Origin of the sequence: Streptomyces sp. NPDC053560, assembly GCF_044544605.1 — a bacterium.
Taxonomy (GTDB): domain Bacteria; phylum Actinomycetota; class Actinomycetes; order Streptomycetales; family Streptomycetaceae; genus Streptomyces.
In genome coordinates, this window is sequence record NZ_JBITXI010000008.1 from 223841 (window position 1) to 248472 (window position 24632).

Below are 24632 nucleotides of genomic sequence, written 5' to 3' on the forward strand. Positions count from 1 at the left end.
GGCGGAACCGCCCTGCTGACGGCAGCGCCCGCATGACCGGAACCGCCGAGCCGACGGGAGCGCCCGGAACGTCCGACCGTCCCGCCACTCTCGGGAAGGATCCGCCGTGCCCACCCTGGAACGCCGCCTGGTGGTGACCGAGGACGCCGGGCTGCACGCCTGCCCGGCGGCCGCCTTCGCGCAGGCCGCGGCCCGTGCCGCGGCCGAGGTCACGTTCGCCGGGGCCGACGTGGGGGCCGCGCGCCCCGTGCCGGCCCGCAGCGTCCCTGCTCGGTCTCAACATCCGGCGCGGCGACGAGATCGTGCCGCGGGCCTCGGGCGCGGACGCCGCGCGCACCCTGGACGCCCTCGCGGCCGTCGCGGCCCCCACCTGACCGGCGGTTCCCGCCCGTTCCGCCGGTGCCGAGACGATCACACGGTCCCGGGCGGAGGACACATCGTCCACAATCGCCGCGCGCGGCGAACCCGTTGGTCGTTGACCCTCCCCGCCCCTCTCCCACAAGGTGAGTAGAAGCCTGTGTCCGATCCATTCTGGAAAGGACACCGGCCGCACCGTGCATCCGCACCGCCTCAACGCCGTGGGAGAGAGCTGTCGTATGAGCCACCTTTCCGAGCATCTGCGCCAGGCCACACCCGTCGTCGCCGAACGCGGCGAGGGCGTCCACCTCTTCGGTACGGACGGCCGCCGCTATCTGGACTTCACCGCCGGCATCGGCGTCACCAGCACCGGCCACTGTCACCCGCGCGTGGTCGCCGCCGCCCAGGAGCAGGTGGCCACCCTGATCCACGGCCAGTACACGACCGTCATGCACCAGCCGCTCCAGAAGCTGGTCGAACGGCTCGGCGACGTACTGCCGCAGGGGCTCGACAGCTTGTTCTTCTCCAACTCGGGAAGCGAAGCGGTCGAGGCCGCGATGCGGCTCGCCCGGCAGGCCACGGGCCGGCCCAACATCGTCGTCTGCCAGGGCGGCTTCCACGGCCGCACGGTCGCCGCCGCCTCCCTCACCACCTCCGGCACCAAGGTCCGTACGGGCTTCGGCCCGCTCATGAGCGGCGTACACGTCACGCCCTTCCCGAACACCTACTACTACGCCTCCCGTTACGGCTGGGACGAGGAGGCCACCACCCGCTTCGCGCTGCGCGAGCTCGACCACCTCCTGCAGACCGTCACCGACCCCGACGACACCGCGGCGATCATCGTGGAGCCGGTGCTCGGCGAGGGCGGCTACACCCCCGCCAACACCGCCTTCCTCCAGGGCCTGCGGGAGCGCGCCGACCGGCACGGCATCCTGCTGATCCTGGACGAGGTGCAGACCGGCGTCGGCCGTACAGGGCGGTTCTGGGGCCACGACCACTTCGGTGTCCGGCCCGACATCATCATCACCGCCAAGGGCCTGGCCAGCGGCTTCCCGCTGTCCGGCATCGCCGCCTCCGACGAGATCATGTCCAAGGCCCGGCCCGGCTCGCAGGGCGGCACGTACGGCGGCAACGCGGTGGCCTGCGCAGCGGCCCTCGCCACCCTCGACGTGGTCGAGGAGGAGGGATTGGTGGCCAACGCCGCCACGATGGGTGCCCGGCTCCGCGCCGGCCTGGAGGACGTGGCCGCCAAGACCCCGGCCATCGGGGACGTACGCGGGCTCGGCCTGATGCTGGCCAACGAGTTCGTCACCGACGACGGGGAGCCGGACGCCAAGACCGCGGCGCGCGTCCAGCAGGCCGCCGTCGACGAGGGACTGCTCCTTCTGACCTGCGGCCCGTGGGGCAACGTGGTCCGGCTGATCCCGGCGCTGATCGTGTCCGAGGAGCAGATCGACGAGGGGCTGCGGGCCTGGTCCGCCGCCGTCCAGGCGGGCTGCGCCGACCGCTGAGGCGCCGCACCGACCGGACCGGCCGGCCCCCGCACGGCAGGGGGCCGGCCGCCCGTACCGCTGCCTCTGTGGCGCCGACGGCCCGGTCCCCTCCGTACGGCGCCGGCGGCCTGTCCCCTCCGTACGACGCCGGCCGCCCGCCTCCGTCCGCACTCCGCCCGCTCCGCGCACCCAACCGCCGGGAGGCATCGATCATGACCACGACCACCAGCACCCAGCCGTCGGGCGCCGCGGACGCACCGCGCTCCGGCATCGGCGTCGTCGACGCGGCGCCCAAGCAGCTGTTCCTCGACGGCCGGTGGCAGGACGCCGCCGGCGGCCGCACCCTGCCCGTCGACGACCCGGCCACCGGGCGTGAGCTCTGTCAGGTCGCCGACGCCGCGCCCGAGGACGGCCGGCGCGCCCTGGACGCCGCGGTCGCGGCCCAGGAGTCCTGGGCGGCCACCGCGCCGCGCGCCCGCAGCGAGATCCTGCGCCGCGCCTACGAGCTGATCATCGAGCGCAAGGAGGACCTCGCCCTCCTGATGACCCTGGAGATGGGCAAACCGCTGGCCGAGGCGCGCGGCGAGGTCGGCTACGCGGCGGAGTTCTTCCGCTGGTTCTCCGAGGAGGCCGTACGCATCGACGGCGGCATGTCCCGCACCCCCGACGGCGCCAACCGCGTCCTGGTGATGCGCCAGCCCGTCGGCCCCTGCATGCTCATCACCCCGTGGAACTTCCCGCTCGCCATGGGCACCCGCAAGATCGGCCCGGCGGTCGCGGCCGGCTGCACGATGATCCTCAAGCCCGCACCGCAGACCCCGCTCTCCAGCCTGGCGCTGGCCGCCATCATGACCGAGGCGGGTCTGCCGCCCGGCGTCCTCAACGTCGTCACCACCACCGACGCGGCCGGCGTCGTGGAACCCCTGCTGCGCAGCGGCGACATCCGCAAGCTGTCCTTCACCGGCTCCACCCAGGTGGGCCGCATCCTCCTGTCCCAGTGCGCCGACACCGTCGTCCGCACGTCGATGGAGCTGGGCGGCAACGCGCCGTTCCTCGTCTTCGCCGACGCCGACCTGGACAAGGCCGTGGACGGCGCGATGGTCGCCAAGATGCGGAACATGGGCGAGGCCTGCACCGCGGCCAACCGCTTCTTCGTACACCGCTCCGTCGCCGACGCCTTCGCCACCCGCCTCGCCGAGCGGATGGGCGCCCTCACCGTCGGCCCCGGTACCCAGGACGGCACCGACGTCGGTCCGCTGATCGACGCGGCAGGGCGTGACAAGGCCGCCGGTCTGGTCCAGGACGCCGTACGGCGCGGCGCCAAGACCGTCATCGGCGGTGAGGCGCCGGACGGCGCGGGCTACTTCTACCCGCCCACCGTGCTCACCGGCGTGCACCCGGACTCCGAGCTGATGTCGACGGAGATCTTCGGCCCGGTCGCCGCGATCCTCACCTTCGACGACGAGGACGAGGTGGTCCGCGCCGCCAACGACACCGAATGGGGCCTGGTCGGCTACCTCTTCACCGAGAACCTGGACCGCGCGCTGCGGGTCGGCGAGCGGCTGGAGACCGGCATGGTCGGCGTCAACACCGGCCTGGTCTCCAACCCGGCCGCGCCCTTCGGCGGCGTCAAGCAGTCCGGGCTGGGCCGGGAGGGCGGCCGCGTCGGCATCGAGGAGTTCCTGGAGTACAAGTACCTGGCCATCCCGACCGGGCAGGGCTGACCGGGGGACGCCGAGGCCCCGTTCGGCCCGATGTGCTACTGCAATCAGGCGGTACCGGCGCTTTCCAGGTGGCGAACCTGCCGCGAAGGGTCATTCTCCCCATGAACAAGCACCCCTCTTCACGGGAGAGAACATGTCCATCCGTACCGCCCTCGCGGCGACCGCACTGGCCGCAGCGACCGTCCTCGGCGGCGCCACCGCCTCCTTCGCCGACGCCAACGCGGGAGGCAAGGCCCACGGCAGCCCGGGTGTCCTGTCCGGCAATGTCGTCCAGGTGCCGGTGGATGTGTCCGCGAACGTCTGCGGCAACAGCATCAACGTCATCGGCCTGCTGAACCCCGCGGCCGGCAACGGCTGCGCCGCGGACTCGGACCACCACGGCAAGCACCACGGCCGCTACTGACCGGCTGTCGCCACCCACCGCATCCGCCGCCGGGTCCCGGACCCGGCGGCGGATGCGGCTGTGTGCCGCGCCGCGGCGGCCACCCGGAAGCGGGTCGGCTACGCGGGCGGGCCCGCCCTGCGGCAGACGCGGTACGTGCGCGACAGGCTGAACAGGCACTGCTTCTCGTCGGTGAGGTCACCGAGGGAGCGGGCGAAGACCGCCGCGCTGTCGTGCGGGGCGGGGGCCCCGTGTCCATGCCCGGCGGCTCGTCGCAGTCCCGCAGGGCCAGGATGGCGTCCCGGGCCTCGATGATCTTGCGGTAGGCCAGGAGCTGCCAGGAAACCCGCGGCCACAAGATCTCCAGAACGCGGCGGCGGGGCTTCATGAAAGCGACGCACGGTACGGCCTGCACCAGGTCGTACCAGAGCGGCCACAGGCGCCGGATCGTGGCGATCTCCGCGACGTTGCGCCGCGCGGCGACGAATGAGGGCATGAGGAGCGCGACCGTCCGCACGACGCCGTGGAGGCCCATGGCGAACGGGAGAAAGGGCAGCGGCCCCTGTATCTGCAGGGTGCTGTGCAGCAGTTGGCAGAACCAGCATGCCCCGGCGAGCGCGGTGCCCGCTCCGAACGCCTTCAGGCTGAGCCGCAACGACCGGTTGTCCGCGCGCCGGGCGTACTGCCGGCAGAGCCAGGCACAGGAGACATCGGCCGTCAGGTGGGCGGCGATCATCACCAGCCAGTAGGCGGTGGACGGTATCGGCGGGCCGCCGAAAGGGACGCCGTGCCCCTGATGCGGCGGCGCCGCACGGTCCAGCACCAGCAGTGCCGCGACGGTGCCGCCCAGTAGGAACCACAGCACCCCGCGCAGCCGGCGGTTGCCGGTCGCGGAGGAGACGAAGTAGAGCACCGCTCCGGCGGACAGCACTCCGCACATGTTGCGGCCCAGGGCGACGGCGTGCAGCGTGCCCGTCGCGCGCAACGCGAAGTGGGTGACGACGGGGAGGTTGAGTGTCATGGCCGACGCTGCGGTGGCCACCGCCAGCCACAGTCCGCGCTGTTGCTGAACCTGATGCAGGCGGTGGCCGTGGCGGCCCACTGGCAGCAGCGCACCCCGGCCCGCAGCGGCGCCACGCCGGTCCTGCCGTCATAACGCCGTCACGGGCCGGTCGGTGCCCGGTCGCCTCAGTGCAGCAGGGTGTCGATCGAGGCGGCCACCTTCTGGCACATCTCCGTGAACATCGCCTGCTCACCGGGCGACAGCACCTCCGCGGCGGCCCGGACGTTCTCCCGGCGGCTGCGCGCTGCGGTGGCGAGGAAGGCATGGCCCTTCGACGTCAGCGACGTCGTCTGCTCCCGCTTGTCCTCGCCGAGCGCGGCCTGCTCGACCAGCTCCAGGTCCTTCAAAACGCGCAGCGCCTTGGACGCCGTCTGCCGCGACACGCCCAGGGATTCGCTCAGCACGGAAGGGCTCATGGCGCCCCGGATGCGCAGCATCTCCAGGACGTCGTACTGCTGCCAGTTGATGCCCTCGGGGTTGGTGCGGGTGCGCCGGGCGACCAGGACGCACTGCAGGTGGGACAGGGCGTCCTCCAGATCGGTCGTGCCGTGCTGCTGAGCGGGGACGGCCTGAGGTCCCGTCATCGGTGACACTCCATTCCGGGGCGCGTGCAGGGGAGTGCGGGCCGGCGCGACGCCGTTCCGCCCGGTGTTTGGTTTCCTTGCGGAAATTGTACAAGTGCGGCTTCTTCTGCCGCGGCCCGGCGGCGACGGTACGGGAACCGGCGTGGCCGGTGCGCGAGTACGGCGCGGGGCCGCAAGGGCCGTCCGGCCCCGCGGCCCCGCGCGCTCGGTCATCCCGCAGCGGCCCGCAGCCCGCTGCCGTGCCCGACGGTCTCAGTCATCAGCGACAGGAACAGTTCGGCGCCGGAGATGCTGAGGACGGATTCCGGATGGAACTGAACCCCGCCAGGCCGGGGCCCCGCAGCGCGATCACCTCGTCCGTGCCCGGGTGTCGGGCGACCTCCACGCCGGCCCGCAGCAGGGCGTCGACGCGGTCCCGGCCGGCCTACGGAGAAGGAGTTGCAGAAGCCGAGGGTCGCCCGGCGGCCGAACAGGTCCACCGTCCGCTGCGCACCCTGCTGCGGCCGCTCGCCGCGGAGCACGGGCAGCCCGAGGGACCGGGCCAGCATCGGGAAGCCCAGGCAGATGCCGAGTACCGGCTTCCCGCCGTCCCGGGCGGCGGTCAGCAGGTCGGTGGCCAGCTCCCGCAGTGTCGCGATGCGCGGGTCCGCCGTGTCGTCGGGGTCGCCGGGGCCGAGCACCACCGGGCCGCGGTGGGCGGCGAGCGCGACCCGCAGCCCCGGATCGTCGTACGGACGCACCGCCGTCCGCAGCCCGGCGGACCGCAGCAGGTGCGCGAGCATCGCGGTGAAGTCGTCCTCCGCGTCGACGACCAGCACCTCGCTCCCGAGGAGGCCCGATGCCGACGGGCGCGATGTCCATCGTGCGGACCAGGATGGGGAGTCCAGCCACGGTTCGCCGTGCGCGTCGTGGCCGAAGAGGGCGAGGGCGCCCGCGTAGAAGCCGCGGCCGGACGGTTCGTACCGGCGGATGACCCGGGAGGCGCTCTCCAGCGGGCTGCCGGTGACGGTGGCGGCGAACATCGTGCGGGACGGGACTTCCCGTACGTCGTGGGCGCCGTTCCCGCGGATGCCCCTGACCCGCTGACGCCGCGCGACCGTCGCGGCCGGCACGTGCGAAGGGCCCTTCCCCGTCGGGGGAGGGCCCTTCGGCGGTTCAGCGGCGCCGCTCACTCGTTCACCACCGCCAGGGTGAACCCGTCGTGTCCCTTGGCGCCCACGGTCTGGAGGGTCGTCGCGCTCACCCGCGCCTCCCCCGGCCAGCAGCTCGTGGAACGTCCGGGAAGCCGGCGACCGCCGGGTCGGGGCTGTCCGGATCGGCGACGGCGCCGCCGAGCACCACGTTGTCGACGACGATCACACTGCCCGGCCGGGAGAGCTTCAGTGCCCAGGCGAAGTACTGCGGAACGCTCGGCTTGTCGGCGTCGATGAAGATGAGGTCGAACGGACCGGCGCCTTCGGCCTCGATGTCCGGCAGCACCTCCAGCGCCTTGCCCACCCGCTGGTCCACCACGTCCGTCAGGCCGGCCCGCGCGATGTTCTGCCGGGCCGCCTCGGCGAAGAGAATGCCGGATTCAATGGTGATGAGCCTGCCACCCGGCGGCAGGGCGCGCGCCGGCCAGATGGTGCTGTAGCCGCCGAACGCCGATTTCCAGAATGGCACGGGCGCCGCGGACACGTGCCAGCAGATGGAGGAGCATGCCCTGGTCCGGGGCGACTTCGATGTCCGGCAGGCCGGCGTCCCTGCTCACTTCGGACGCGACCGCCAGCACGGGGTCCTCCGGTATGAGGAGGCTGTTGGTGTACGGGTCGATCGCGGTCCACTGGTCCTGGTCTATGACTCCTGCTCCGGCCTGGGTGGGGTGCGGAATACCGTTGGCGAACGCCAAGAAGATTGGACTTTGGAAACCGTATAGGGGTGACTCGCCGCTGGGGAGTGCCCCGCGGGTGAACGCCCGGCGGGGCGGGGCGCGAACGTCAGGCGGTGCGGGCGGCGGCGACCTCGACCAGCTTGCGCAGCGTGTCCGGGATGGGGCCGGTCACCGAAGTGGCGAAGCCCTCGGTGTCGGCGGAGGGGCCCTCGATCTCGGCCCGGTGTGTGACGCGGGTGCCCTCGGGCAGCGGGGAGAGCCGGTAGCGGAACCGCAGGAGTGTGCCGTCGGGGATGCCGACTTCGGTGGCCAGGCCGGTTCCCGCGGTGACCTCGGTGATCGTGAGGGGGGTCGGGGGCGCGCCGTGCAAGGTCAGGGTGGCGCGGACGCCGGAGGCCAGTGGCCCGTCGAGGGTCAGCTCCTGCACCTACGCGTGCCATGCGGGCCAGGCGGCCGGATCCGCGTAACAGGCCCACGGCGCGTCCGGGGCGACCTGAGTGTCGAGGGCGTACCCGTAGGTGTGACTGGCCATGGAGAGCCTCCTGTTGATCGGGGGTGTAGTGGGTGTGATGCTAGCCTATGATTGCCGTACGGAAATTACTTGAGTGGGCTGTCGGCGTTCGACCGACTGCTGCGGGGAGGGCGGAACATGGCGGACCGAGGAGGGGCACACTTCAGCGGCGACATCGTGATCGGCGGGGCCCGGGAGAACAACCTCAAGAACGTCTCCCTGACCATCCCCAAAGGGAAGCTCACCGTCTTCACCGGTGTCTCCGGCTCCGGCAAGTCCTCGATCGTCTTCGGGACCATCGCCGTGGAGTCCCAGCGACAGCTGAACGAGACCTTCCCGTGGTTCGTCCGCAACCGGCTCACCCGTTACGAGCGGCCGCGCGCCGAAGTCATGGCGAACCTCTCCACGGCCATCGTGGTGGACCAGAAACCGATCGGCGGCAATTCGCGCTCCACTGTGGGGACCATGACCGAGGTGCACCCCATGCTGCGCGTACTGTTCTCGCGGCACGGAACGCCGAGTGCCGGGCCGTCCAACCTGTACTCGTTCAACGACCCGCACGGCATGTGCCCGGCCTGTGAGGGCCTCGGCAGCACCAGCCGCGTGGACCTGGACCGCCTGCTCGACCCGGAGCGGACGCTCAACGAAGGCGCCATCACCTACCCTTCGTTCGCGGTCGGCACCGCACAGTGGCAGCTGTATGCCGAGTCCGGCCTCTTCGACCCCGACAAGTCCGTCGGCAGGTTCACCGCGGAGGAGCGCGAACTCCTCCTGTACGGCGGCGGCTTCCGGGTCGACCGCCGGGGCCGGCACGGCGTCTACAAGAACGAGTACGAGGGCGTCGTCACCCGCTTCACCCGGCGCTACCTCAAGCGCGAGGCGGACTCGCTCAGCGACCGGGACCGCGCGGCCCTCGCCCGGGTCGTCACCCGCGGCCCCTGCCCGGACTGCCACGGCACACGGCTCAACGCCGCTGCCCGGCGGTCGAGGATCGGCCCGTACACCCTCCCCGACTGCACCGCGATGGAAGTCCGCGAACTGATCGACGTGCTGGGCGCGATCGGTGACCCGGTCGCCAAGCCCGTGGCCGCCGCGGCCCTCGCCGTACTGCGCCGCATCGACGCCGTGGGGCTGGGCTACCTCAGCCTGGACCGCGAGACCTCCACCGTGTCCGGTGGCGAGGCGCAGCGGCTGAAGATCGTGCGGCACCTCGGCAGCAGCCTCACCGACGTGACGTACGTCTTCGACGAGCCCAGCGTCGGCCTGCACCCGCGCGACGTGCACCGGCTGAACGAACTGCTGCTGGACCTCCGGGACAAGGGCAACACCGTCCTCGTCGTCGAACACGACCGGGAGGTCATCGGCATCGCCGACCACGTCGTCGACATGGGGCCCGGTGCCGGCACGCACGGCGGCGAGATCGTCTTCGAGGGCACGGTCGAGGGCCTGCGCGCCTCCGGCACCCCCACGGGACGTCGGCTCGGCAGGGTCCGCGGACTCAAGAGCCGCTTCCGCACCCCGACAGGCGCCCACACCATCACCGGTGCCGATCTGCACAATCTCAAGAACGTCACCGTCGACATCCCCACCGGAGTCCTGACCGCCGTGACCGGCGTCGCCGGGTCGGGCAAGAGCACCCTCATCGGCCAGGTCTTCGCGGCCCGGCAGCCGCAGGCGGTCTTCGTCGACCAGTCCGCGATCGGCATCTCCTCGCGGTCCACGCCCGCCACGTACGTCGACATCATGGACACCGTACGCAAGCTGTTCGCCAGGGCGAACGGCGTGGACGCCGGGATGTTCAGCTTCAACTCCACCGGCGGCTGCCCGGAGTGCAAGGGCCGCGGTTTCGTCGAGAACGACCTGGCGTTCCTGGACCCGGTCACCACGGTCTGCGAGGTGTGCGAGGGCCGCCGCTACCGCGCCGAGGCCCTGGAGTACCGGCTCGGCGGCCGGAGCATCGCGGAGACGCTCGCCCTGACCGTCGAGGAGGCGCTGGGGTTCTTCACCGAACGCACCGTCAGGCGCCGGCTCGCCACCCTCCAGGAGGTCGGGCTGGCCTACCTCACTCTCGGCCAGCCGCTGTCCACGCTGTCCGGCGGTGAGCGGCAGCGCCTGAAGCTCGCGGACCGGCTGCGGGGCACGGGCGGCCTCTACGTCTTCGACGAGCCGACGACCGGGCTGCACATGGCGGACGTGGAGAAGCTGCTCGCGCTGCTGGACCGGCTGGTCGACGGCGGCAACACCGTCATCGTGATCGAGCACGACCTGGACGTCGTCAAGCACGCCGACTGGGTCGTCGACCTCGGGCCGGAGGCCGGCCGGAACGGCGGCCATGTCGTCTTTCAGGGCACCCCGGCCGACCTGCTGACGGCCGAGGGCTCGCACACCGCCGCACACCTCAGGAAGGACCTGGCGCAGGCCACCGCGCGGTCCTGACGTCCTCCCCCTTCGCGCCCCCGGGGCACCCGCACCCGTGAAGGAGCACACTCATGCCGGAACCCACCGAGCGAGGTCCGAAGAGCCCTCGACACCGGGTTCGAGGGAATGCGATTCCCCCGGAAGGTCGTCGTGGTCGGGGCCGGCCTCGCGGGGCTGGCCGTCGCCCACGAACTGACCCGCCGCGGCAGCGACGTGACGGTCCTGGGGGCGAGCGCCCGCCCCGGCGGCCGGGCGTACACCCTGCGCGAGCCGTTCGCGGACGGGCTGTACGCCGAGGCCGGCGCCATGACGGTGACGCCGTACTGCCACTACGCGACGCACTGCATACGTGAGCTCGGCGTCCAGCTGGCCACCTCCTACCTGCTGGACCGGACTTCGCGTACTACCGCAACGGGCGGTTCGCCGGGCCCGAAGCCGCGTCCCTCGCCCGGCTCGGCCTGCTGCCGCTGCACGACCACGAACGGGACCTGAGTGTCGCGGACATGGTCGACCGGTACGTGCAGGAGCTGTGCCGCGAGCTGCAGCCCGACATCGCCGCACCCGAGTGGCAGGTCACCGGGCGTCTCGCGCCGTACGACCGCCGCTCGGTCCACCAGGTCCTCCGCGAACGCGGCGCCTCCGAAGCGGCGATCGAGCTGATGGAGCCGTTCTTCCTGGAGATGCGGGGCGGCGACCTCAAGGCCGCCTCGGCGCTGGCCTGGCTGCGGCACGAGGCAAGCCCCCACTCCCTGGTCAGGGCCGACCCCCGATGGTCCAAGATCAAGGGCGGTACGGACTCCTTCCCCCGGGCCTTCGCCGAGCGGCTCAAGGACCACATTCACTACCGAAAGCCGGTGGTACGGGTGGAACAGGACGCCGACCGCGCCCGGGTCACCTTCGTCGACCACGGCGGACCGCAGACCATCGAGGCGGACCGCGTCGTGGTGACCGTCCCCTTCAGCGCCATCCGCCACATCGACTTCGCCGACGCCGGATTCTCCGAGGCCAAGCACGAGGCGATGCGCCGCCTGAAGTACTCCTCCATCGTCCGGATCTACCTCCAGATGCGGGCGAAGTTCTGGAAGGAGCCCAACGCCAGCTACGCCACCGACCTCCCGCTGCGCTGGGTCCGCGACGCCACGCCCCATCTGCCGGGCCCCCGCAAGATAGTGGAGTGCCTGATCACCGGCTGGCGCGCCCGGGCGGTCGCCGCGATGACGGACGAAGAGCGGCTGCGGTTCGCACTCGACCAGCTCGAAGGGCCGATGCCGGGGGCCCGCGAGCACTTCGAGGCCGGCACGTCGGTCGTCTGGGACCAGCAGCCGCACATCGAGGGCGCCTCCCTCCCCCCGGGACCCACCACGCCGACCTCATGCCGGCCGTGCGCAAGCCCGAGGGGCGCGTGCACTTCGCGGGCGGGCACGCCGCGTTCGACCCCAACGGCGGCTCGACGACCTTCGCCCTGGAATCCGCCGTCCGCACCGTCGTCGAGCTCGCCCGCACCGGCGACGTCTGAGCGCCGGGCGCCTCGTACCGGCCGCCCGGGCACCGTCGTTCCCCCGTCCTCGGGCCCGGGCGGCCCCCTGACCTCCCTCGACGCAGCAGCACCGTACCCACCAGGAGGTACCGGGTGACCAGCACCGCCACCAGCATCGTGGAACTCACCAGCAGAGGCGGCCGGGAGGGGCACGCGCAGACCGACCGGCTGCGCGCCGCCGGCCCCGCCGTCCGCGTCCTGCTCCCCGACGGGCTCACCGCATGGTCCGTCACCCGCGGAGAGGTCGCCAGACATCTGCTCACCCACCCCGATGTCGCCAAGGACGTCCGGAAGTCCTGGCCCGGCTACCGGCCGGGCGCCATCCCCTGGCTCAACCCGTGGGTCGACATCGTCTCCATGCTCACCACCGACGGCGCCGATCACCAGCGCCTGCGGATGCCGTTCGGCAAGGCGTTCACGCCGCGCCGCATCGACGACCTCCGGCCGGCGGTCGAGGCAGCCGTGGCAGACCTGCTGGCAGACCTCGCGAACCCACCGCTCGGACAGGATGGTTCACGCGCCCGTGGGGGAGCGGGCAGTGCGGAGGGCGCAGGTGAGCCGACCGACCTTCGCGCCCCCTTCGCGCTGGCTCTGCCCACCCGAGTGATATGCGACCTCTTCGGTGTCCCCGACATCCAGCGTCCGGCCATGCTGCGCGCCCTGGAGGCCTCGCTGGAGACGGACGTCAGCCCGGAGGAGGCGGCGGCCACCCGCGAGGCCTGTCCGCCGCGATGCGAGCCCTGGTCGACCACGAGCGCCGCACGCCCGGCGACGACATGACCAGCGTGCTCCTGGCCACCCACGAGGACGACGGGGACCGGCTGAGCGAGGAAGAGCTGATCTCCACCCAGATCAACATGGTCGGGGCCGACTCGCAGACCACGGCCGCGGTCATCGATCACGCGGTGTTCGACGTCGAGGCCGACGACGATCGCCATCGGATGACCTCGGCGATCTCGGTCTGGGGGCTGGTCGCCTTGCGCAGCAGGCCGGGATTGTCGATTGCTTTCGATCGGAAATCAATCGATGGGGTGGTGGGAAGGTGAGGGGAGGCCTGCCAGGGCCTCGACCTGGTCGCGGTGGTACGGCGTGGGGCCGTGCCACTCCACCAGGAGGACGGTGGCGTCGTCGTCCAGCCGGCCGTGGTGGTAGTCCAGATGACGCCGGATCAGCCGACGCAGCGTCTCGGGGAGCGGCAGGCCGTCCGAGTGGCGGCGGATGAGGAAGTCGGTGAAGCGGTCGAGCCCGAACTCCTGGCCCTCGGGGTTGCGGGCCTCGGTGATGCCGTCGGTGTAGAGCAACAGCCTGTCACCAGGCTCCAGTTGGTCGTGGCAGAGGGAGGGAGAGGGCTCCAGGTCGGTGCCGAGCGGCGTACTCGGCGGGCAGTACAGGGAGAGCGCCGTGCGGCCGCCGCGGATGATGACCGGCGCGGGGTGTCCGCAGCTCGTCCAGCGCAGCGCGCCACTGGTGAGGTTCAGGTCGGCGAGGATCCCCGTGGCGTAGCGGCTGTTGTCGAACTGCGTGGCCAGCGCGTGCTCGACGGCCGCCGCGGTGCGCAGCATGCCCGACCGCTGGCGGCGGTGGTTGCGGCAGGCGGCGAGTGCGAGATTGGCGGTCAGCCCGGCGGCGGTGTCATGACCCATCGCATCGAAGATGGCCAGGTGGACGGTGTCACCGGTGATGCCGTAGTCGAAGACGTCGCCGCTGACCTCGTACGCCGGTTCCATCACGGCGCTGATCAGCACGCGGTCGGTGGCGAACGTGCGCGGTGGCATCAGCCGCCACTCCATCTCGGCGGCCACGTTCATGTCGCGGCGGCGCACCAGCCGGGAGTACGTGTCGCTCGTACCGCGCTTGCTGACCAGCAGCAGCGCGACCAGGGAGGCGAGGTTGCGCAGGTCGCGGGGGAGGGCCGGGTCGGTGGGTGCTTCGACCCGCAGGACGCCCATCCGCTCCGTGCCGTTGACCAGTGGTACCCACCACTGGCCGCCGCCCGCCGCGTTCGCGGGCACGATCGTGCCGAGCTGGAAGGCGCGGCCCGCGACCGTCCCTTCCACCCGCAGTTCGGCGGGCCGGTCCGCGCGCACCTGGCGGGCCGGCCCGTACATGGCCCGCGGGCCCCGTTCGGTCAGCAGGTGCAGCATCTGCTGCTGCAGGTCGGCGAGGTAGATCAGCACGTCGGGCCAGCCGGCCCGCGCCGCGTGCCGCGCGACCAGGCCGGGCAGTTGCTCCAGCGTGATCAGATGGCTGGCGGCAAGGAGGTCGCCCAGCAGCTCTTCCCGGGCGGCCGAGGTGCTCATACGGGGCCCTCCCTCGGCGTGGAGGCACGGCGCCCCCGAGACGGTCGCCGTGTGCCCGCAGTACCCGCTGCCGGTACCTCCGTAACACCCTGGGGTGCGGCACCGGGAGGAAGCCCGTACAACCGGAGGAACCGGGCGTTTGCCGCGCGAGGCCCGGTGGTACGGCTGTGGGCGCACGCCCGGCGCCCCGTCGGGCCGGGACGACCGGCAAGCCCGCCGGGCCGCCTGAAGACCGTCGAAGGAGACAGTGCCGTGGCCTCGAAAGCCGACCCGAAGCTCGCCTATACGGTTCCGGGCATGAGCGCCTCCGCAGGCTCGGAGGTCGTCCAGCTGCTGCGGATGCGGCTGCACGCACTCAACGACCTGGCGCTCACCCTCAAGCACGTGCACTGGAACGTGGTCGGCCCGCACTTCATCGCCGTACACGAAATGCTCGACCCGCAGGTGGACGCCGTACGCGACATGATCGACACGACCGCCGAGCGGATCTCGACGCTGGGCGGCGAGCCCGCCGGTACGCCCGGCGTCATGGTCGCCGAGCGTACGTGGGGGGACTACGCCATCGGGCGCGCCGAGTCCATCGAGCACCTGGGCGCGCTGGACGTGGTGTACACCGGCGTCATCGAGGACCACCGCGAGGCGGTGCGCGCCACCGACGAGCCCGACCCGATCACCCAGGACATGCTCATCGAGCAGCTCCGCAGCCTGGAGCTGTTCCAGTGGTTCATCCGCGCCCACCTGGAGAGCTCCGGTGGCAAGCTCAGCACCGCCAGCGAGACCAGCGAGGAGGGGGCCGCGCGGGCGGCCGGGAAGCAGGCGCGCCGGCAGCCCTGAGGCCCCGGAGCGGCGGGTGGCGGGTGCGTTACCTGAATCGTTTTTCACCGTGCCCGGCCATGCGGTGGCCGGGCACAGTGCTTTGTATGGGCAGCCTCTTGACGCTCTCTCCTCCGGCGGCCTAGCTTAGGGCACACTGAAACGATTCAAAAAGCGTTTCGCCGTCGCACACCGCCGAGGTGAACCATGCCGAGCACGCCCGCCCCGTCCGCCGTGAAGGCCGCCCTGAAGGAACAGGTGATCGAGACACCGTCCTGGGGTTACGGCAATTCCGGCACCCGCTTCAAGGTGTTCGCGCAGCCCGGCGTCCCCCGCGACCCGTACGAGAAGCTGGACGACGCGGCGCGGGTGCACGAGTTCACCGGAGTCGCGCCCCTGGTGTCGCTGCACATCCCGTGGGACACCGTCGAGGACTTCGGGAAGCTCGCGGAGTACGCGGCGGAGCGCGGTCTGAGGCTCGGCGCCATCAACTCCAACACCTTCCAGGACGAGGACTACAAGCTCGGGTCCGTCACCCACCCCGACCCGGCCGTCCGCCGCAAGGCCGTCGACCACCTCCTCGCCTGCGTCGACATCATGGACGCGACCGGCTCGAACGACCTGAAGCTCTGGTTCGCCGACGGCACCAACTACCCGGGCCAGGACGACATCGCCGGCCGCCAGGACCGGCTGGCCGAGGCGCTGGCCGAGGTCTGCGCACGGCTCGGGGACGACCAGCGGATGCTCCTGGAGTACAAGTTCTTCGAGCCGGCCTTCTACACCACCGACGTGCCCGACTGGGGCACCTCGTACGCCCACTGCCTGAAGCTCGGCCCCAAGGCACAGGTCGTCGTCGACACCGGACACCACGCGCCCGGCACCAACATCGAGTTCATCGTCGCCTTCCTGCTCCGCGAACGGAAGCTCGGCGCCTTCGACTTCAACTCCCGGTTCTACGCCGACGACGACCTGATGGTGGGTTCGGCGGACCCGTTCCAGCTGTTCCGCATCATGCACGAGGTGATCAAGAACGGCGGGCTGGAGCCCGAGCGCGGCGTGAACTTCATGCTCGACCAGTGTCACAACATCGAGGCGAAGATTCCCGCTGTCATCCGCTCCGTCATGAACGTGCAGGAAGCGACGGCGAAGGCGCTGCTGGTGGACACGGACGCGCTGCGGGCAGCGCAGGGTTCCGGCGATGTGCTGGCGGCGAATGACGTCCTGATGGACGCGTACAACACCGACGTCCGGCCGCTGCTTTTCGAGGTGCGGGGAGAGATGGGGCTGGACCCCGACCCGATGGCGGCGTACCGGGCCTCCGGCTGGCAGGAGCGGATTGTCGCGGAGCGGGTGGGCGGTTCGCCGGCCGGTTGGGGCGCCTGAGCGGCTACCGCGCCTGAGTGTCTGCCGCGCTCTGTTTGTCGGCGACTGCGGGCCGGCTGCGGCTGGTCGCGCCCGCGCGGCGGAGCCGCAAACAACCGCAGCCCCGCGCCCCCGAGGGGACGCCCCTACACGTACGCCATCGGCACACGTATGCAATCGTCGCGAAGGACTGAGAACACCATGGCATCCCACCCCGAAGTCGAAGCACTCCTGGAGCGGGCTCACCGGCTTGGTGCCGATCCGCGGAATACCAATTACGCGGGCGGTAATGCTTCCGCCAAGGGCAGTGCTGCCGATCCCGTTACCGGGCGGCCCACCGAGCTGATGTGGGTCAAGGGCTCCGGTGGTGACCTCGGCACCCTCAAGGAGTCCGGGCTCGCCGTGCTCCGTCTGGACCGGTTGCGCGCGCTGACCGAGGTGTATCCGGGCGTCGAGCGCGAGGACGAGATGGTCGCCGCTTTCGACTACTGCCTGCACGGCAAGGGCGGTGCGGCGCCGTCGATCGACACCGCGATGCACGGCCTCGTCGATGCCGCGCACGTCGACCACCTGCACCCGGATTCCGGCGTCGCGCTGGCCTGTGCCGCCGACGGGGAGAAGCTGACCGCCGAGTGCTTCGGCGACAGGGTCGCCTGGGTGCCGTGGCGGCGCCCCGGCTTCCAGCTCGGCCTGGACATCGCCGCCGTCAAGGAGGCCAACCCGCAGGCCGTCGGCGTGATCCTCGGCGGCCACGGCATCACCGCGTGGGGCACCACCTCCGAGGAGTGCGAGCGCAACGCCCTGTGGATCATCCGTACCGCGGAGAAGTTCCTCGCCGACCACGGCAAGGAGGAGCCCTTCGGGCCGGTCGTCGAGGGGTACGAAGCACTGCCCGAGGATGCGCGCAAGGAGCGGGCCGCAGCGCTCGCCCCGGTGATCCGCGGCCTCGCCTCCGCGGACAAGCCGCAGGTCGGCCACTTCACCGACGCCGAGCCCGTGCTCGACTTCCTCGCCCGTGCCGAGCACCCCCGGCTCGCGGCCCTCGGCACCTCCTGCCCCGACCATTTCCTGCGCACCAAGGTCCGGCCGCTCGTCCTCGACCTGCCGCCCACCGCGCCGCTGGAGGAAGCGGTCGCGCGCCTGAAGGAGCTGCACGCGGAGTACCGGGAGGAGTACCGCGCCTACTACGAGCGGCACGCGAGCCCCGACTCGCCGCCGCTGCGCGGTGCCGACCCGGCGATCGTGCTGATTCCGGGCGTCGGCATGTTCAGCTACGGCAAGGACAAGCAGACCGCCCGGGTGGCGGGGGAGTTCTACCTCAACGCGATCAATGTGATGCGCGGCGCCGAGGCGGTGTCCTCGTACGCGCCGATCGAGGAGGCCGAGAAGTTCCGCATCGAGTACTGGGAGCTGGAGGAGGCCAAGCTGCGGCGGATGCCCGCACCGAAGCCGCTGGCCACCCGGGTCGCGCTGGTCACCGGCGCGGGCTCGGGCATCGGCAGGGCGATCGCGCACCGGCTGTCCGCCGAGGGGGCCTGCGTCGTGGTCGCGGACTTGAACGCCGACGGTGCCGCCACGGTGGCCGAGGAGCTGGGCGGTCCGGACAAGGCCGTCGCCGTCGCCGTGGACGTCACCGACGAGGGGCAGATCGCCGCGGCCCTCCGCGCTGCCGTACTCGCCTTCGGCGGCGTCGATCTGGTCGTCAACAACGCCGGCATCTCGATCTCCAAGCCGCTGCTGGAGACCACCGCGAAGGACTGGGACCTCCAGCACGACATCATGGCCCGCGGCTCCTTCCTCGTCTCCCGCGAGGCCGCCCGCGTCATGACCGCCCAGGACATGGGCGGCGACATCGTCTACGTCGCGTCCAAGAACGCCGTCTTCGCCGGGCCCGACAACATCGCCTACTCCGCCACCAAGGCCGACCAGGCCCACCAGGTGCGGCTGCTCGCCGCCGAGCTGGGCGGGCACGGCATCCGCGTCAACGGCGTCAACCCCGACGGCGTGGTGCGCGGCTCCGGGATCTTCGCCGGCGGCTGGGGAGCGCAGCGCGCGGCGACGTACGGCATCGAGGAGGAGAAGCTCGGCGAGTTCTACGCCCAGCGCACCCTGCTCAAGCGCGAGGTGCTGCCGGAGCACGTCGCCAACGCGGTGTTCGCGCTGACCGGCGGCGACCTGACCCACACGACGGGACTGCACGTCCCCGTGGACGCCGGGGTCGCCGCGGCGTTCCTGCGCTGACCGGAGACGAGGTGACCAGCATCCGTACCTTCGCCGCCGTCGACCTCGGTGCCACCAGCGGGCGCGTCATGCGCGCCCGCGTGGGGCGGGACCGGCTGGAACTGACCGAGGCCCATCGCTTCCCCAACACCCCGCTCCGGCGGCCCGACGGGCTCCGCTGGGACGTGGACTCGCTCCACCGGGGCATGCTCGACGGGCTGCGCGCGGTGGCCCGGGCGGGCGGCGCGGACTCCGTCGGCATCGACACCTGGGCGGTGGACTACGGCCTGCTCGACGCCGAGGGGAAGCTGCTGGACCAGCCGTTCCACTACCGCGACGCGCGCACCGAGGACACGGCGGAGCGGGTGCGCGCGTCGGTGGGACCGGCCGAGCTGTACGCGGTCACCGGGCTCCAGCACCTGCCGTTCAACACCGTCTACCAGCTGGCGGCGGACCGCGACAGCGGCCGGCTCGCGGCGGCCCGCACCCTGCTGCTGATGCCGGACCTGCTGGTGCACCGGCTGACCGGGGAGGCGGGGGCGGAGGCGACCAACGCCTCCACCACCGGCCTGTTCGACGCCCGTACCGGCACCTGGTCCAAGGAACTGCTCGGCCGGCTCGGCCTCGACCCCGAGCTGCTCCCGCCACTGCGCCGCCCCGGCGAGCAGGCGGGCACCCTGCTCCCGCACGTCGCCGAGGCCACCGGGCTGCCGGCCACCACTCCTGTCACCACCGTCGCCTCGCACGACACCGCCTCCGCGGTGGCCGCGGTGCCGGCCGAGGAGCCGGACTTCGCGTACCTCTCGTGCGGCACCTGGTCGCTGGCCGGCCTGGAGCTGGATGCGCCCGTGCGCACCGAGGAGTCCCGTGCCGCGAACTTCACCAACGAGCTGGGCATTGACGGCACCACCCGCTACCTCCGCAACATCATGGGCCTGTGGCTGCTGAGCGAGACCCAGCGCACCTGGCGGGAACAGGGGCTGCCGTACGAACTGGGCCCGCTGCTGGCGGCGGCCGACCGGGCCCGCCCGTTCGCCGCCGTCATCGACCCCGACGCACCCGAATTCCTCGCCCCCGGTGACATGCCGGCCCGCATCGCCGCGTACTGCGTCCGGACCGGCCAGCGCCCGCCCGAGGACCAGGGGTCACTCGTCCGTACCATCCTCGAAGCGCTCGCCCTGGCTCACGCCCGGACCCTGCGCCGCGCCGCCGCACTCGCCGGGCGGGAGATCCGCACCGTCCACCTGGTCGGCGGCGGCAGCCGCAACGAGCTGCTCTGCCGGCTCACCGCCGACGCCACCGGGCTGCCCGTCGTCGCGGGCCCCGCCGAGGCCACCGCGCTGGGCAACGTCCTCGTCCAGGCCCGCGCGCACGGCCTCGTCCCGGACCGCACCGAGATGCGCCGTCTGGTCGCCGGCACCCAGCCGCTCCGCCGCTACACCCCGGGCGGCGACCGCGCCGCCTGGGACGCCGCGGCACGCCGCATCGGCCTGGAATGACGGCTCCCGGTTGGTCCGAGCGAGGTGTGGAGCCGGTTTGTCCGTTTTCGGGTGGCGCCTTCAGGGGCACTGGTGACTCCATGAGAAGCACGGAGGGTACAGGCGGCGCGGACACCACCACCGCGCTCACCCTGCACATCAACGGCGAACGCCAGGAACGCACGGTCGACAACCGCACCTCGCTCCTCGACCTGCTCCGCGAGGACCTGCGGCTGACCGGCGCGAAGAAGGGCTGCGACCACGGCCAGTGCGGGGCCTGCACCGTCCTGCTGGACGGCCGGCGGGTCAACTCCTGCCTGCTGCTCGCGGTGGCCGCCGACGGCACGGAGGTCACCACCGTCGAGGGCCTGGCCGACGGAGACGCGCTGCACCCGCTCCAGGAGGCGTTCCTCGCGCACGACGGCTTCCAGTGCGGCTTCTGCACCCCCGGCCAGCTCTGCTCGGGCGTCGCCGCGATCGCCGAGGCGCGCGAGGGCTGGCCCAGCGCGGTGACGCCGGACGGGGTGCCCGACGGGCCGGTGGAGCTGACCGGCGGCGAGGTGCGCGAGCGGATGAGCGGCAACATCTGCCGCTGCGGCGCGTACGTGAACATCATCGACGCGGTGCAGGAGGCAGCCCGGTGAAACCCTTCCGGTACGAGACGGCCACCGACCCGGCAGCCGCCGTCGACCTGCTCTCCCGCCGGCCGCGCGCGGCCTTCCTCGGCGGCGGCACCAACCTGGTGGACCTGATGAAACTCGGGGTCGAGGTGCCCGAGATGCTGGTCGACGTCAGCCGGCTGCCGTTCGACGAGGTCACCGAGACCGAGGACGGCGGGCTGCGGGTCGGCGCCACCGTACGCAACAGCACCCTCGCCGTGCACCCGCTCGTCCGCGCGCGCTACCCGGCGCTGTCCCAGGCGCTGCTGGCCGGCGCCTCGCCGCAGCTGCGCAACCTCGCCACGATCGGCGGCAACCTGCTCCAGCGCACCCGCTGCGTGTACTTCCAGGACATCGGCAAGCCCTGCAACAAGCGGCGGCCCGGCTCCGGCTGTCCCGCGCGCAGCGGCATCCACCGCGACCTCGCCGTCCTCGGCGCCTCCCAGCACTGCGTGGCCACCCACCCGTCGGACATGGCGGTCGCGCTGACCGCTCTCGACGCGACGGTGCACTGCGTGTCGGTCGAGGGCACCCGGACGCTTCCGGTGGCCGAGCTGCACCGGCTGCCCGGCGACGCGCCGGACCGCGACACCGTACTGGAGCACGGCGAGCTGATCACGGCCGTCGAGCTGCCGCCGCCCGCGCCCGCCGCACGCTCGGCCTACCGCAAGGCCCGGGAGCGCGCCTCGTACGCCTTCGCGCTCGCCTCGGCCGCCGCGGACCTGCGGGTGAGCGGCGGCACCGTACAGCACGTGCGGCTCGCGTTCGGCGCGCTGGCGGCCAAGCCCTGGCGGGCCCGGGCAGCCGAGGAGGCGCTGCTCGGCCGGCCCGCCACCGAGGAGTCCTTCGGCCGGGCCGTGGACCAGGAACTGGCGGCCGCCGAGCCGCTCCGCGACAACGGCTACAAGATCCCCCTGGCCCGCCGGCTGGCCGTCGCCCTGCTCACGGACCTGACCGAAGCCCACGCGGGAGGCGCGTGATGACGACCCTGCCCCGGACCCTGGGTGCGGACACCGCGCGGCTGGAGGGCCGCGCGAAGGTGACCGGCACGGCGCGGTACGCCGCCGACCACGGACACCCCGACGGCCTGTTCGCCTGGGCGGTGCCCGCCACGATCGCCCGTGGGGAGATCACCGGCGTGGACACCGGCGCCGCGCTCGCCGACCCCGCCGTCCTCACCGTGCTCACCCACGAGAACGCGCCCCGCCTCGAAGAGGGCGAGGACCCCACGCTCGCCGTCCTGCAGTCGCCGCGCGTCGCGCACCGCGGCCAGATCGTCGCCCTCGCGGTCGCCACCTCCCTGGAGGCGGCCAGGGCGGCGGCCGGGGCGGTCCGCCTGGACTACACCTCGGAGCCGCACGACGTCCTGCTCGGCATCGACCACCCGGGCCTCTACGCGCCCGAGACCGCCAACGGCGGCCACCCCGCCGACCGGGAACGCGGCGACTTCGACACCGCGTACGAGGGAGCGGCCGTCCAGCACGACGCCGTGTACGAGACCCCGCCGCTGCACAACCACCCGATGGAGCCGCACGCCGCCACCGCCTGGTGGGAGGGCGAGCGCCGGCTGTGCCTGTACGACTCCAGCCAGGGCTCGTCCACCGTCCAGCGGATGCTGGCCCAGCTCTTCGGACTCGGCCCGGAACAGGTGCAGGTCACCAGTGAGCACGTCGGCGGCGGCTTCGGCTCCAAGGGCACACCGCGCCCGCAGTCGGTGCTCGCCGCCATGGCCGCCCGCGTGACGGGCCGCCCGGTGACCCTCGCCCTGCCGCGCCAGCTGCTGGAGTCCGTCACCGGCCACCGCGCCCCCACGATCCAGCGGCTCCGCCTCGGCGCCGACCGCGACGGCCGCATCCAGGCGCTGGCGCACGAGATCGTGACCCAGTCCTCCACCGTGCAGGAGTTCGTGGAGCAGGCGGCGAGCCCCAGCCGCACGATGTACGACTCGCCGAACAGCCGCACCACCCACCGGGTGACGCGGCTGGACGTCCCCACGCCCTCGTGGATGCGGGCGCCCGGCGAGTGCCCCGGCATGTACGCGCTCGAATCGGCCATGGACGAACTGGCCCTCGCCTGCGGCCTGGACCCCGTTGAGCTGCGGCTGCGCAACGAACCCGACCGCGAGCCGGACTCCGGCCGCCCGTACAGCAGCCGGCACCTCGTGGAATGCCTGCGCGAGGGGGCCCGCCGCTTCGGCTGGCAGCACCGCGATCCGGCGGTCAGGGGCCGCCGCGAGGGCCGGCTGCTGCTCGGCACCGGCGTGGCCGCCTCGACGTACCCGGTGCTGGTCGCTCCGTGCCGGGCCGAGGCGCACGCCCGCGCCGACGGGCTGGTCGACGTACGGGTGAACGCCACCGACATCGGCACCGGCGCCCGGACCGTGCTGGCCCAGATCGCCGCCGACGCGCTGCGGATGCCGCTGGAGCGCGTCCGCATCCACGTCGGATCCAGCGACCTGCCCGCCGCCCCCGTGGCGGGCGGCTCGGCGGGCACCTCCTCGTGGGGCTCCGCGGTGCACAAGGCGTGCGACGGGCTGCGGCGGCAGCTGGAGGAACACAGCGAGGTACCGGCGACCGGGCTGACGGCCACCGCCGACACCACCGAGGACGCCAAGCGCGGCGAGGAGTACGCACGGCACGCGTACGGTGCGCAGTTCGTCGAGGTGCAGGTGGACACCGTGACCGGCGAGACGCGGGTACGGCGGCTGCTCGGCGTCTTCGCCGCGGGCCGCATCCTGAACCCGCGCACCGCCCGCTCGCAGTTCCTCGGCGCCATGACGATGGGCCTCGGCATGGCGCTGACCGAACACAGCACGATGGACCGGGAGTTCGGGGACTACGCGGAACGCGACCTGGCGATGTACCACGTGCCGGTCTGCGCCGACGTGCCCGACATCGACGTGCACTGGCTCGACGAGGAGGACCCGCACCTCAACCCGATGGGCTCCAAGGGCATCGGCGAGATCGGCATCGTCGGCACGGCGGCCGCCGTCACCAACGCCGTCCACCACGCCACGGGCGTCCGCGTCCGTGCCCTGCCGGTCACCCCGGACGCCCTGCTGCCCCACCTCTGACGGCGCCCGGCACCTGACGCACTGTCAGTGCTGTGGCAGGGCGGCGGCGAAACGGGTCGCGATGGCGGCGGGCGCGGTGATGGCGCCGCCCACGACGACGCCCCACGCTCCGGCCTCGATCGCGGCCGCCGCCTGCTCCGGCGTGTGCAGCCGGCCCTCGGCGAAGACCGGCACGGCCACGCGGGCCGCCAGCTCGGCGACCAGCTCCAGGTCCGGGCCCGGCTGCTGACGGCTGTACGGGGTGTAGCCGGAGAGGGTGGTGGAGACGACATCGGCACCGAGCGCGGCGGCCGCCACCCCCTCCGCCACGGTCGAGACATCGGCCATCAGCAGCCTGCCCAGGCCGTGCACCGCCTCGACCGTCTCGCGCAGCGGGCGGCCGTCCGGGCGCGGCCGGTCCGTGGCGTCGACGGCCACGATCTCGGCACCGGCCTCGGCGACGGCCCGCGCGTGCGCCGCGGTCGGTGTGATGTAGACGCCTTCGGCGCCGTCCTTCCACAGCCCGACGATCGGCAGGTCCACCACGGCCCGTACGGCCTCGATGTCCGCCACGCCCTGCACCCGGACGCCCGCGACCGGCGCGCCCGCGGCCACCGAGGCGGCCACCGCCGCCATGTGTTCCGGGGCATGCAGCGGGTCGCCGGGCGGGGCCTGACAGGAGACGACCAGCCGGCCGCGCAGCCCGCCGAGCAGCTCGCGGGCGCGGTCGGCGGGCATCGGGCCGTGATTGCGGGGTGCGCTCTCGGTCATGTGCTGTCCCTCGTTGTCTTCCGTCGGTCGGTGTGGTG

The 24632-nt window shown here is 72.6% G+C and carries 24 protein-coding genes; 16 read left to right on the forward strand and 8 right to left on the reverse strand.

Features of this window, described 5'->3' with window-relative positions; genetic code table 11:
• Positions 1-130 precede the first annotated feature (130 nt).
• From ACIGQF_RS20790 to ACIGQF_RS20805, 4 genes are all read left to right on the forward strand, one after another.
• Positions 131-511, forward strand: coding sequence for an HPr family phosphocarrier protein (locus tag ACIGQF_RS20790; protein ID WP_399712615.1), 381 nt, complete (start codon positions 131-133; stop codon positions 509-511).
• 85 nt (positions 512-596) lie between these two features.
• Positions 597-1868, forward strand: a complete 1272-nt coding sequence (locus tag ACIGQF_RS20795) for an aspartate aminotransferase family protein (protein ID WP_399712061.1) — start codon at positions 597-599, stop codon at positions 1866-1868.
• Between the two features lie 194 nt (positions 1869-2062).
• Positions 2063-3574: an NAD-dependent succinate-semialdehyde dehydrogenase gene (locus ACIGQF_RS20800; RefSeq protein ID WP_361562177.1), complete on the forward strand. Its 1512-nt coding sequence runs from the start codon at positions 2063-2065 to the stop codon at positions 3572-3574.
• Between the two features lie 133 nt (positions 3575-3707).
• Positions 3708-3977 (forward strand): chaplin, encoded by a 270-nt coding sequence (locus tag ACIGQF_RS20805; protein ID WP_399712063.1) that lies wholly within the window; start codon positions 3708-3710, stop codon positions 3975-3977.
• Here ACIGQF_RS20805 and ACIGQF_RS20810 read toward each other — a convergent pair.
• The 6 genes from ACIGQF_RS20810 to ACIGQF_RS20835 all read right to left on the reverse strand — a co-directional run bounded on the left by ACIGQF_RS20810 (position 3895) and on the right by ACIGQF_RS20835 (position 7900).
• A complete protein-coding gene (locus tag ACIGQF_RS20810) occupies positions 3895-4977 on the reverse strand; it encodes a DUF6545 domain-containing protein (protein ID WP_399712065.1) in 1083 nt (360 codons plus the stop codon). The genes ACIGQF_RS20805 and ACIGQF_RS20810 overlap by 83 nt on opposite strands.
• A gap of 167 nt (positions 4978-5144) precedes the next feature.
• Entirely contained in the window at positions 5145-5603 is a 459-nt protein-coding gene (locus ACIGQF_RS20815) for a MarR family winged helix-turn-helix transcriptional regulator (protein ID WP_399712067.1), read from the reverse strand.
• 209 nt (positions 5604-5812) lie between these two features.
• Positions 5813-6715 carry an anthranilate synthase family protein gene (locus ACIGQF_RS20820; RefSeq protein ID WP_399712069.1) on the reverse strand — a complete coding sequence of 301 codons (903 nt, stop codon included), beginning with the start codon at positions 6713-6715 and terminating at the stop codon, positions 5813-5815.
• 127 nt (positions 6716-6842) lie between these two features.
• Entirely contained in the window at positions 6843-7265 is a 423-nt protein-coding gene (locus ACIGQF_RS20825) for an O-methyltransferase (protein WP_399712071.1), read from the reverse strand.
• Entirely contained in the window at positions 7177-7491 is a 315-nt protein-coding gene (locus ACIGQF_RS20830) for a hypothetical protein (RefSeq protein WP_399712073.1), read from the reverse strand. The genes ACIGQF_RS20825 and ACIGQF_RS20830 overlap by 89 nt, the downstream gene beginning before the upstream one ends.
• Before the next feature lie 88 nt (positions 7492-7579).
• Positions 7580-7900, reverse strand: a complete 321-nt coding sequence (locus tag ACIGQF_RS20835) for a hypothetical protein (protein ID WP_399712075.1) — start codon at positions 7898-7900, stop codon at positions 7580-7582.
• 222 nt (positions 7901-8122) lie between these two features.
• Here ACIGQF_RS20835 and ACIGQF_RS20840 point away from each other — a divergent pair, with 222 nt between their 5' ends.
• From ACIGQF_RS20840 to ACIGQF_RS20860, 5 genes are all read left to right on the forward strand, one after another.
• Complete coding sequence (locus ACIGQF_RS20840) at positions 8123-10420, forward strand: ATP-binding cassette domain-containing protein (RefSeq protein WP_399712077.1); 2298 nt, start codon at positions 8123-8125, stop codon at positions 10418-10420.
• A 108-nt stretch (positions 10421-10528) separates the two neighbouring features.
• Entirely contained in the window at positions 10529-10894 is a 366-nt protein-coding gene (locus tag ACIGQF_RS20845) for an FAD-dependent oxidoreductase (protein ID WP_399712079.1), read from the forward strand.
• Positions 10895-10905: 11 nt separating this feature from the next.
• A complete protein-coding gene (locus ACIGQF_RS20850) occupies positions 10906-12036 on the forward strand; it encodes a flavin monoamine oxidase family protein (RefSeq protein WP_399712081.1) in 1131 nt (376 codons plus the stop codon).
• Positions 12033-12719 carry a hypothetical protein gene (locus ACIGQF_RS20855; RefSeq protein ID WP_399712083.1) on the forward strand — a complete coding sequence of 229 codons (687 nt, stop codon included), beginning with the start codon at positions 12033-12035 and terminating at the stop codon, positions 12717-12719. Before ACIGQF_RS20850 ends, ACIGQF_RS20855 begins: the two co-directional genes overlap by 4 nt.
• On the forward strand, positions 12716-12985 hold the full coding sequence (locus ACIGQF_RS20860; protein ID WP_399712085.1) for a hypothetical protein: 270 nt from the start codon (positions 12716-12718) through the stop codon (positions 12983-12985). Before ACIGQF_RS20855 ends, ACIGQF_RS20860 begins: the two co-directional genes overlap by 4 nt.
• Here the strand turns inward: ACIGQF_RS20860 and ACIGQF_RS20865 are convergent.
• Positions 12959-14239: a PP2C family protein-serine/threonine phosphatase gene (locus tag ACIGQF_RS20865; RefSeq protein WP_399712088.1), complete on the reverse strand. Its 1281-nt coding sequence runs from the start codon at positions 14237-14239 to the stop codon at positions 12959-12961. The two genes, ACIGQF_RS20860 and ACIGQF_RS20865, sit on opposite strands and share 27 nt — an antisense overlap.
• Before the next feature lie 297 nt (positions 14240-14536).
• On the opposite strand from ACIGQF_RS20865, the gene ACIGQF_RS20870 reads away from it, so the two are divergent.
• From ACIGQF_RS20870 to ACIGQF_RS20900, 7 genes are all read left to right on the forward strand, one after another.
• On the forward strand, positions 14537-15073 hold the full coding sequence (locus tag ACIGQF_RS20870; RefSeq protein ID WP_399712090.1) for a Dps family protein: 537 nt from the start codon (positions 14537-14539) through the stop codon (positions 15071-15073).
• A 186-nt stretch (positions 15074-15259) separates the two neighbouring features.
• On the forward strand, positions 15260-16435 hold the full coding sequence (gene rhaI / locus ACIGQF_RS20875) for an L-rhamnose isomerase (RefSeq protein WP_399712092.1): 1176 nt from the start codon (positions 15260-15262) through the stop codon (positions 16433-16435).
• A 180-nt stretch (positions 16436-16615) separates the two neighbouring features.
• The gene (locus tag ACIGQF_RS20880; protein ID WP_399712094.1) at positions 16616-18655 is read left to right on the forward strand and encodes a bifunctional aldolase/short-chain dehydrogenase; all 2040 of its coding nucleotides are present in this window, start codon (positions 16616-16618) and stop codon (positions 18653-18655) included.
• Positions 18656-18723: 68 nt separating this feature from the next.
• Positions 18724-20133, forward strand: a complete 1410-nt coding sequence (locus tag ACIGQF_RS20885) for a rhamnulokinase family protein (protein WP_399712618.1) — start codon at positions 18724-18726, stop codon at positions 20131-20133.
• 80 nt (positions 20134-20213) lie between these two features.
• A complete protein-coding gene (locus tag ACIGQF_RS20890; protein ID WP_399712095.1) occupies positions 20214-20756 on the forward strand; it encodes a 2Fe-2S iron-sulfur cluster-binding protein in 543 nt (180 codons plus the stop codon).
• Positions 20753-21751, forward strand: a complete 999-nt coding sequence (locus tag ACIGQF_RS20895) for an FAD binding domain-containing protein (protein WP_399712098.1) — start codon at positions 20753-20755, stop codon at positions 21749-21751. Before ACIGQF_RS20890 ends, ACIGQF_RS20895 begins: the two co-directional genes overlap by 4 nt.
• Positions 21751-23844, forward strand: coding sequence for a xanthine dehydrogenase family protein molybdopterin-binding subunit (locus ACIGQF_RS20900; protein WP_399712101.1), 2094 nt, complete (start codon positions 21751-21753; stop codon positions 23842-23844). Before ACIGQF_RS20895 ends, ACIGQF_RS20900 begins: the two co-directional genes overlap by 1 nt.
• Before the next feature lie 24 nt (positions 23845-23868).
• Here ACIGQF_RS20900 and ACIGQF_RS20905 read toward each other — a convergent pair whose 3' ends face one another.
• A complete protein-coding gene (locus ACIGQF_RS20905; RefSeq protein ID WP_399712103.1) occupies positions 23869-24594 on the reverse strand; it encodes an N-acetylmannosamine-6-phosphate 2-epimerase in 726 nt (241 codons plus the stop codon).
• Positions 24595-24632: the final 38 nt, after the last annotated feature.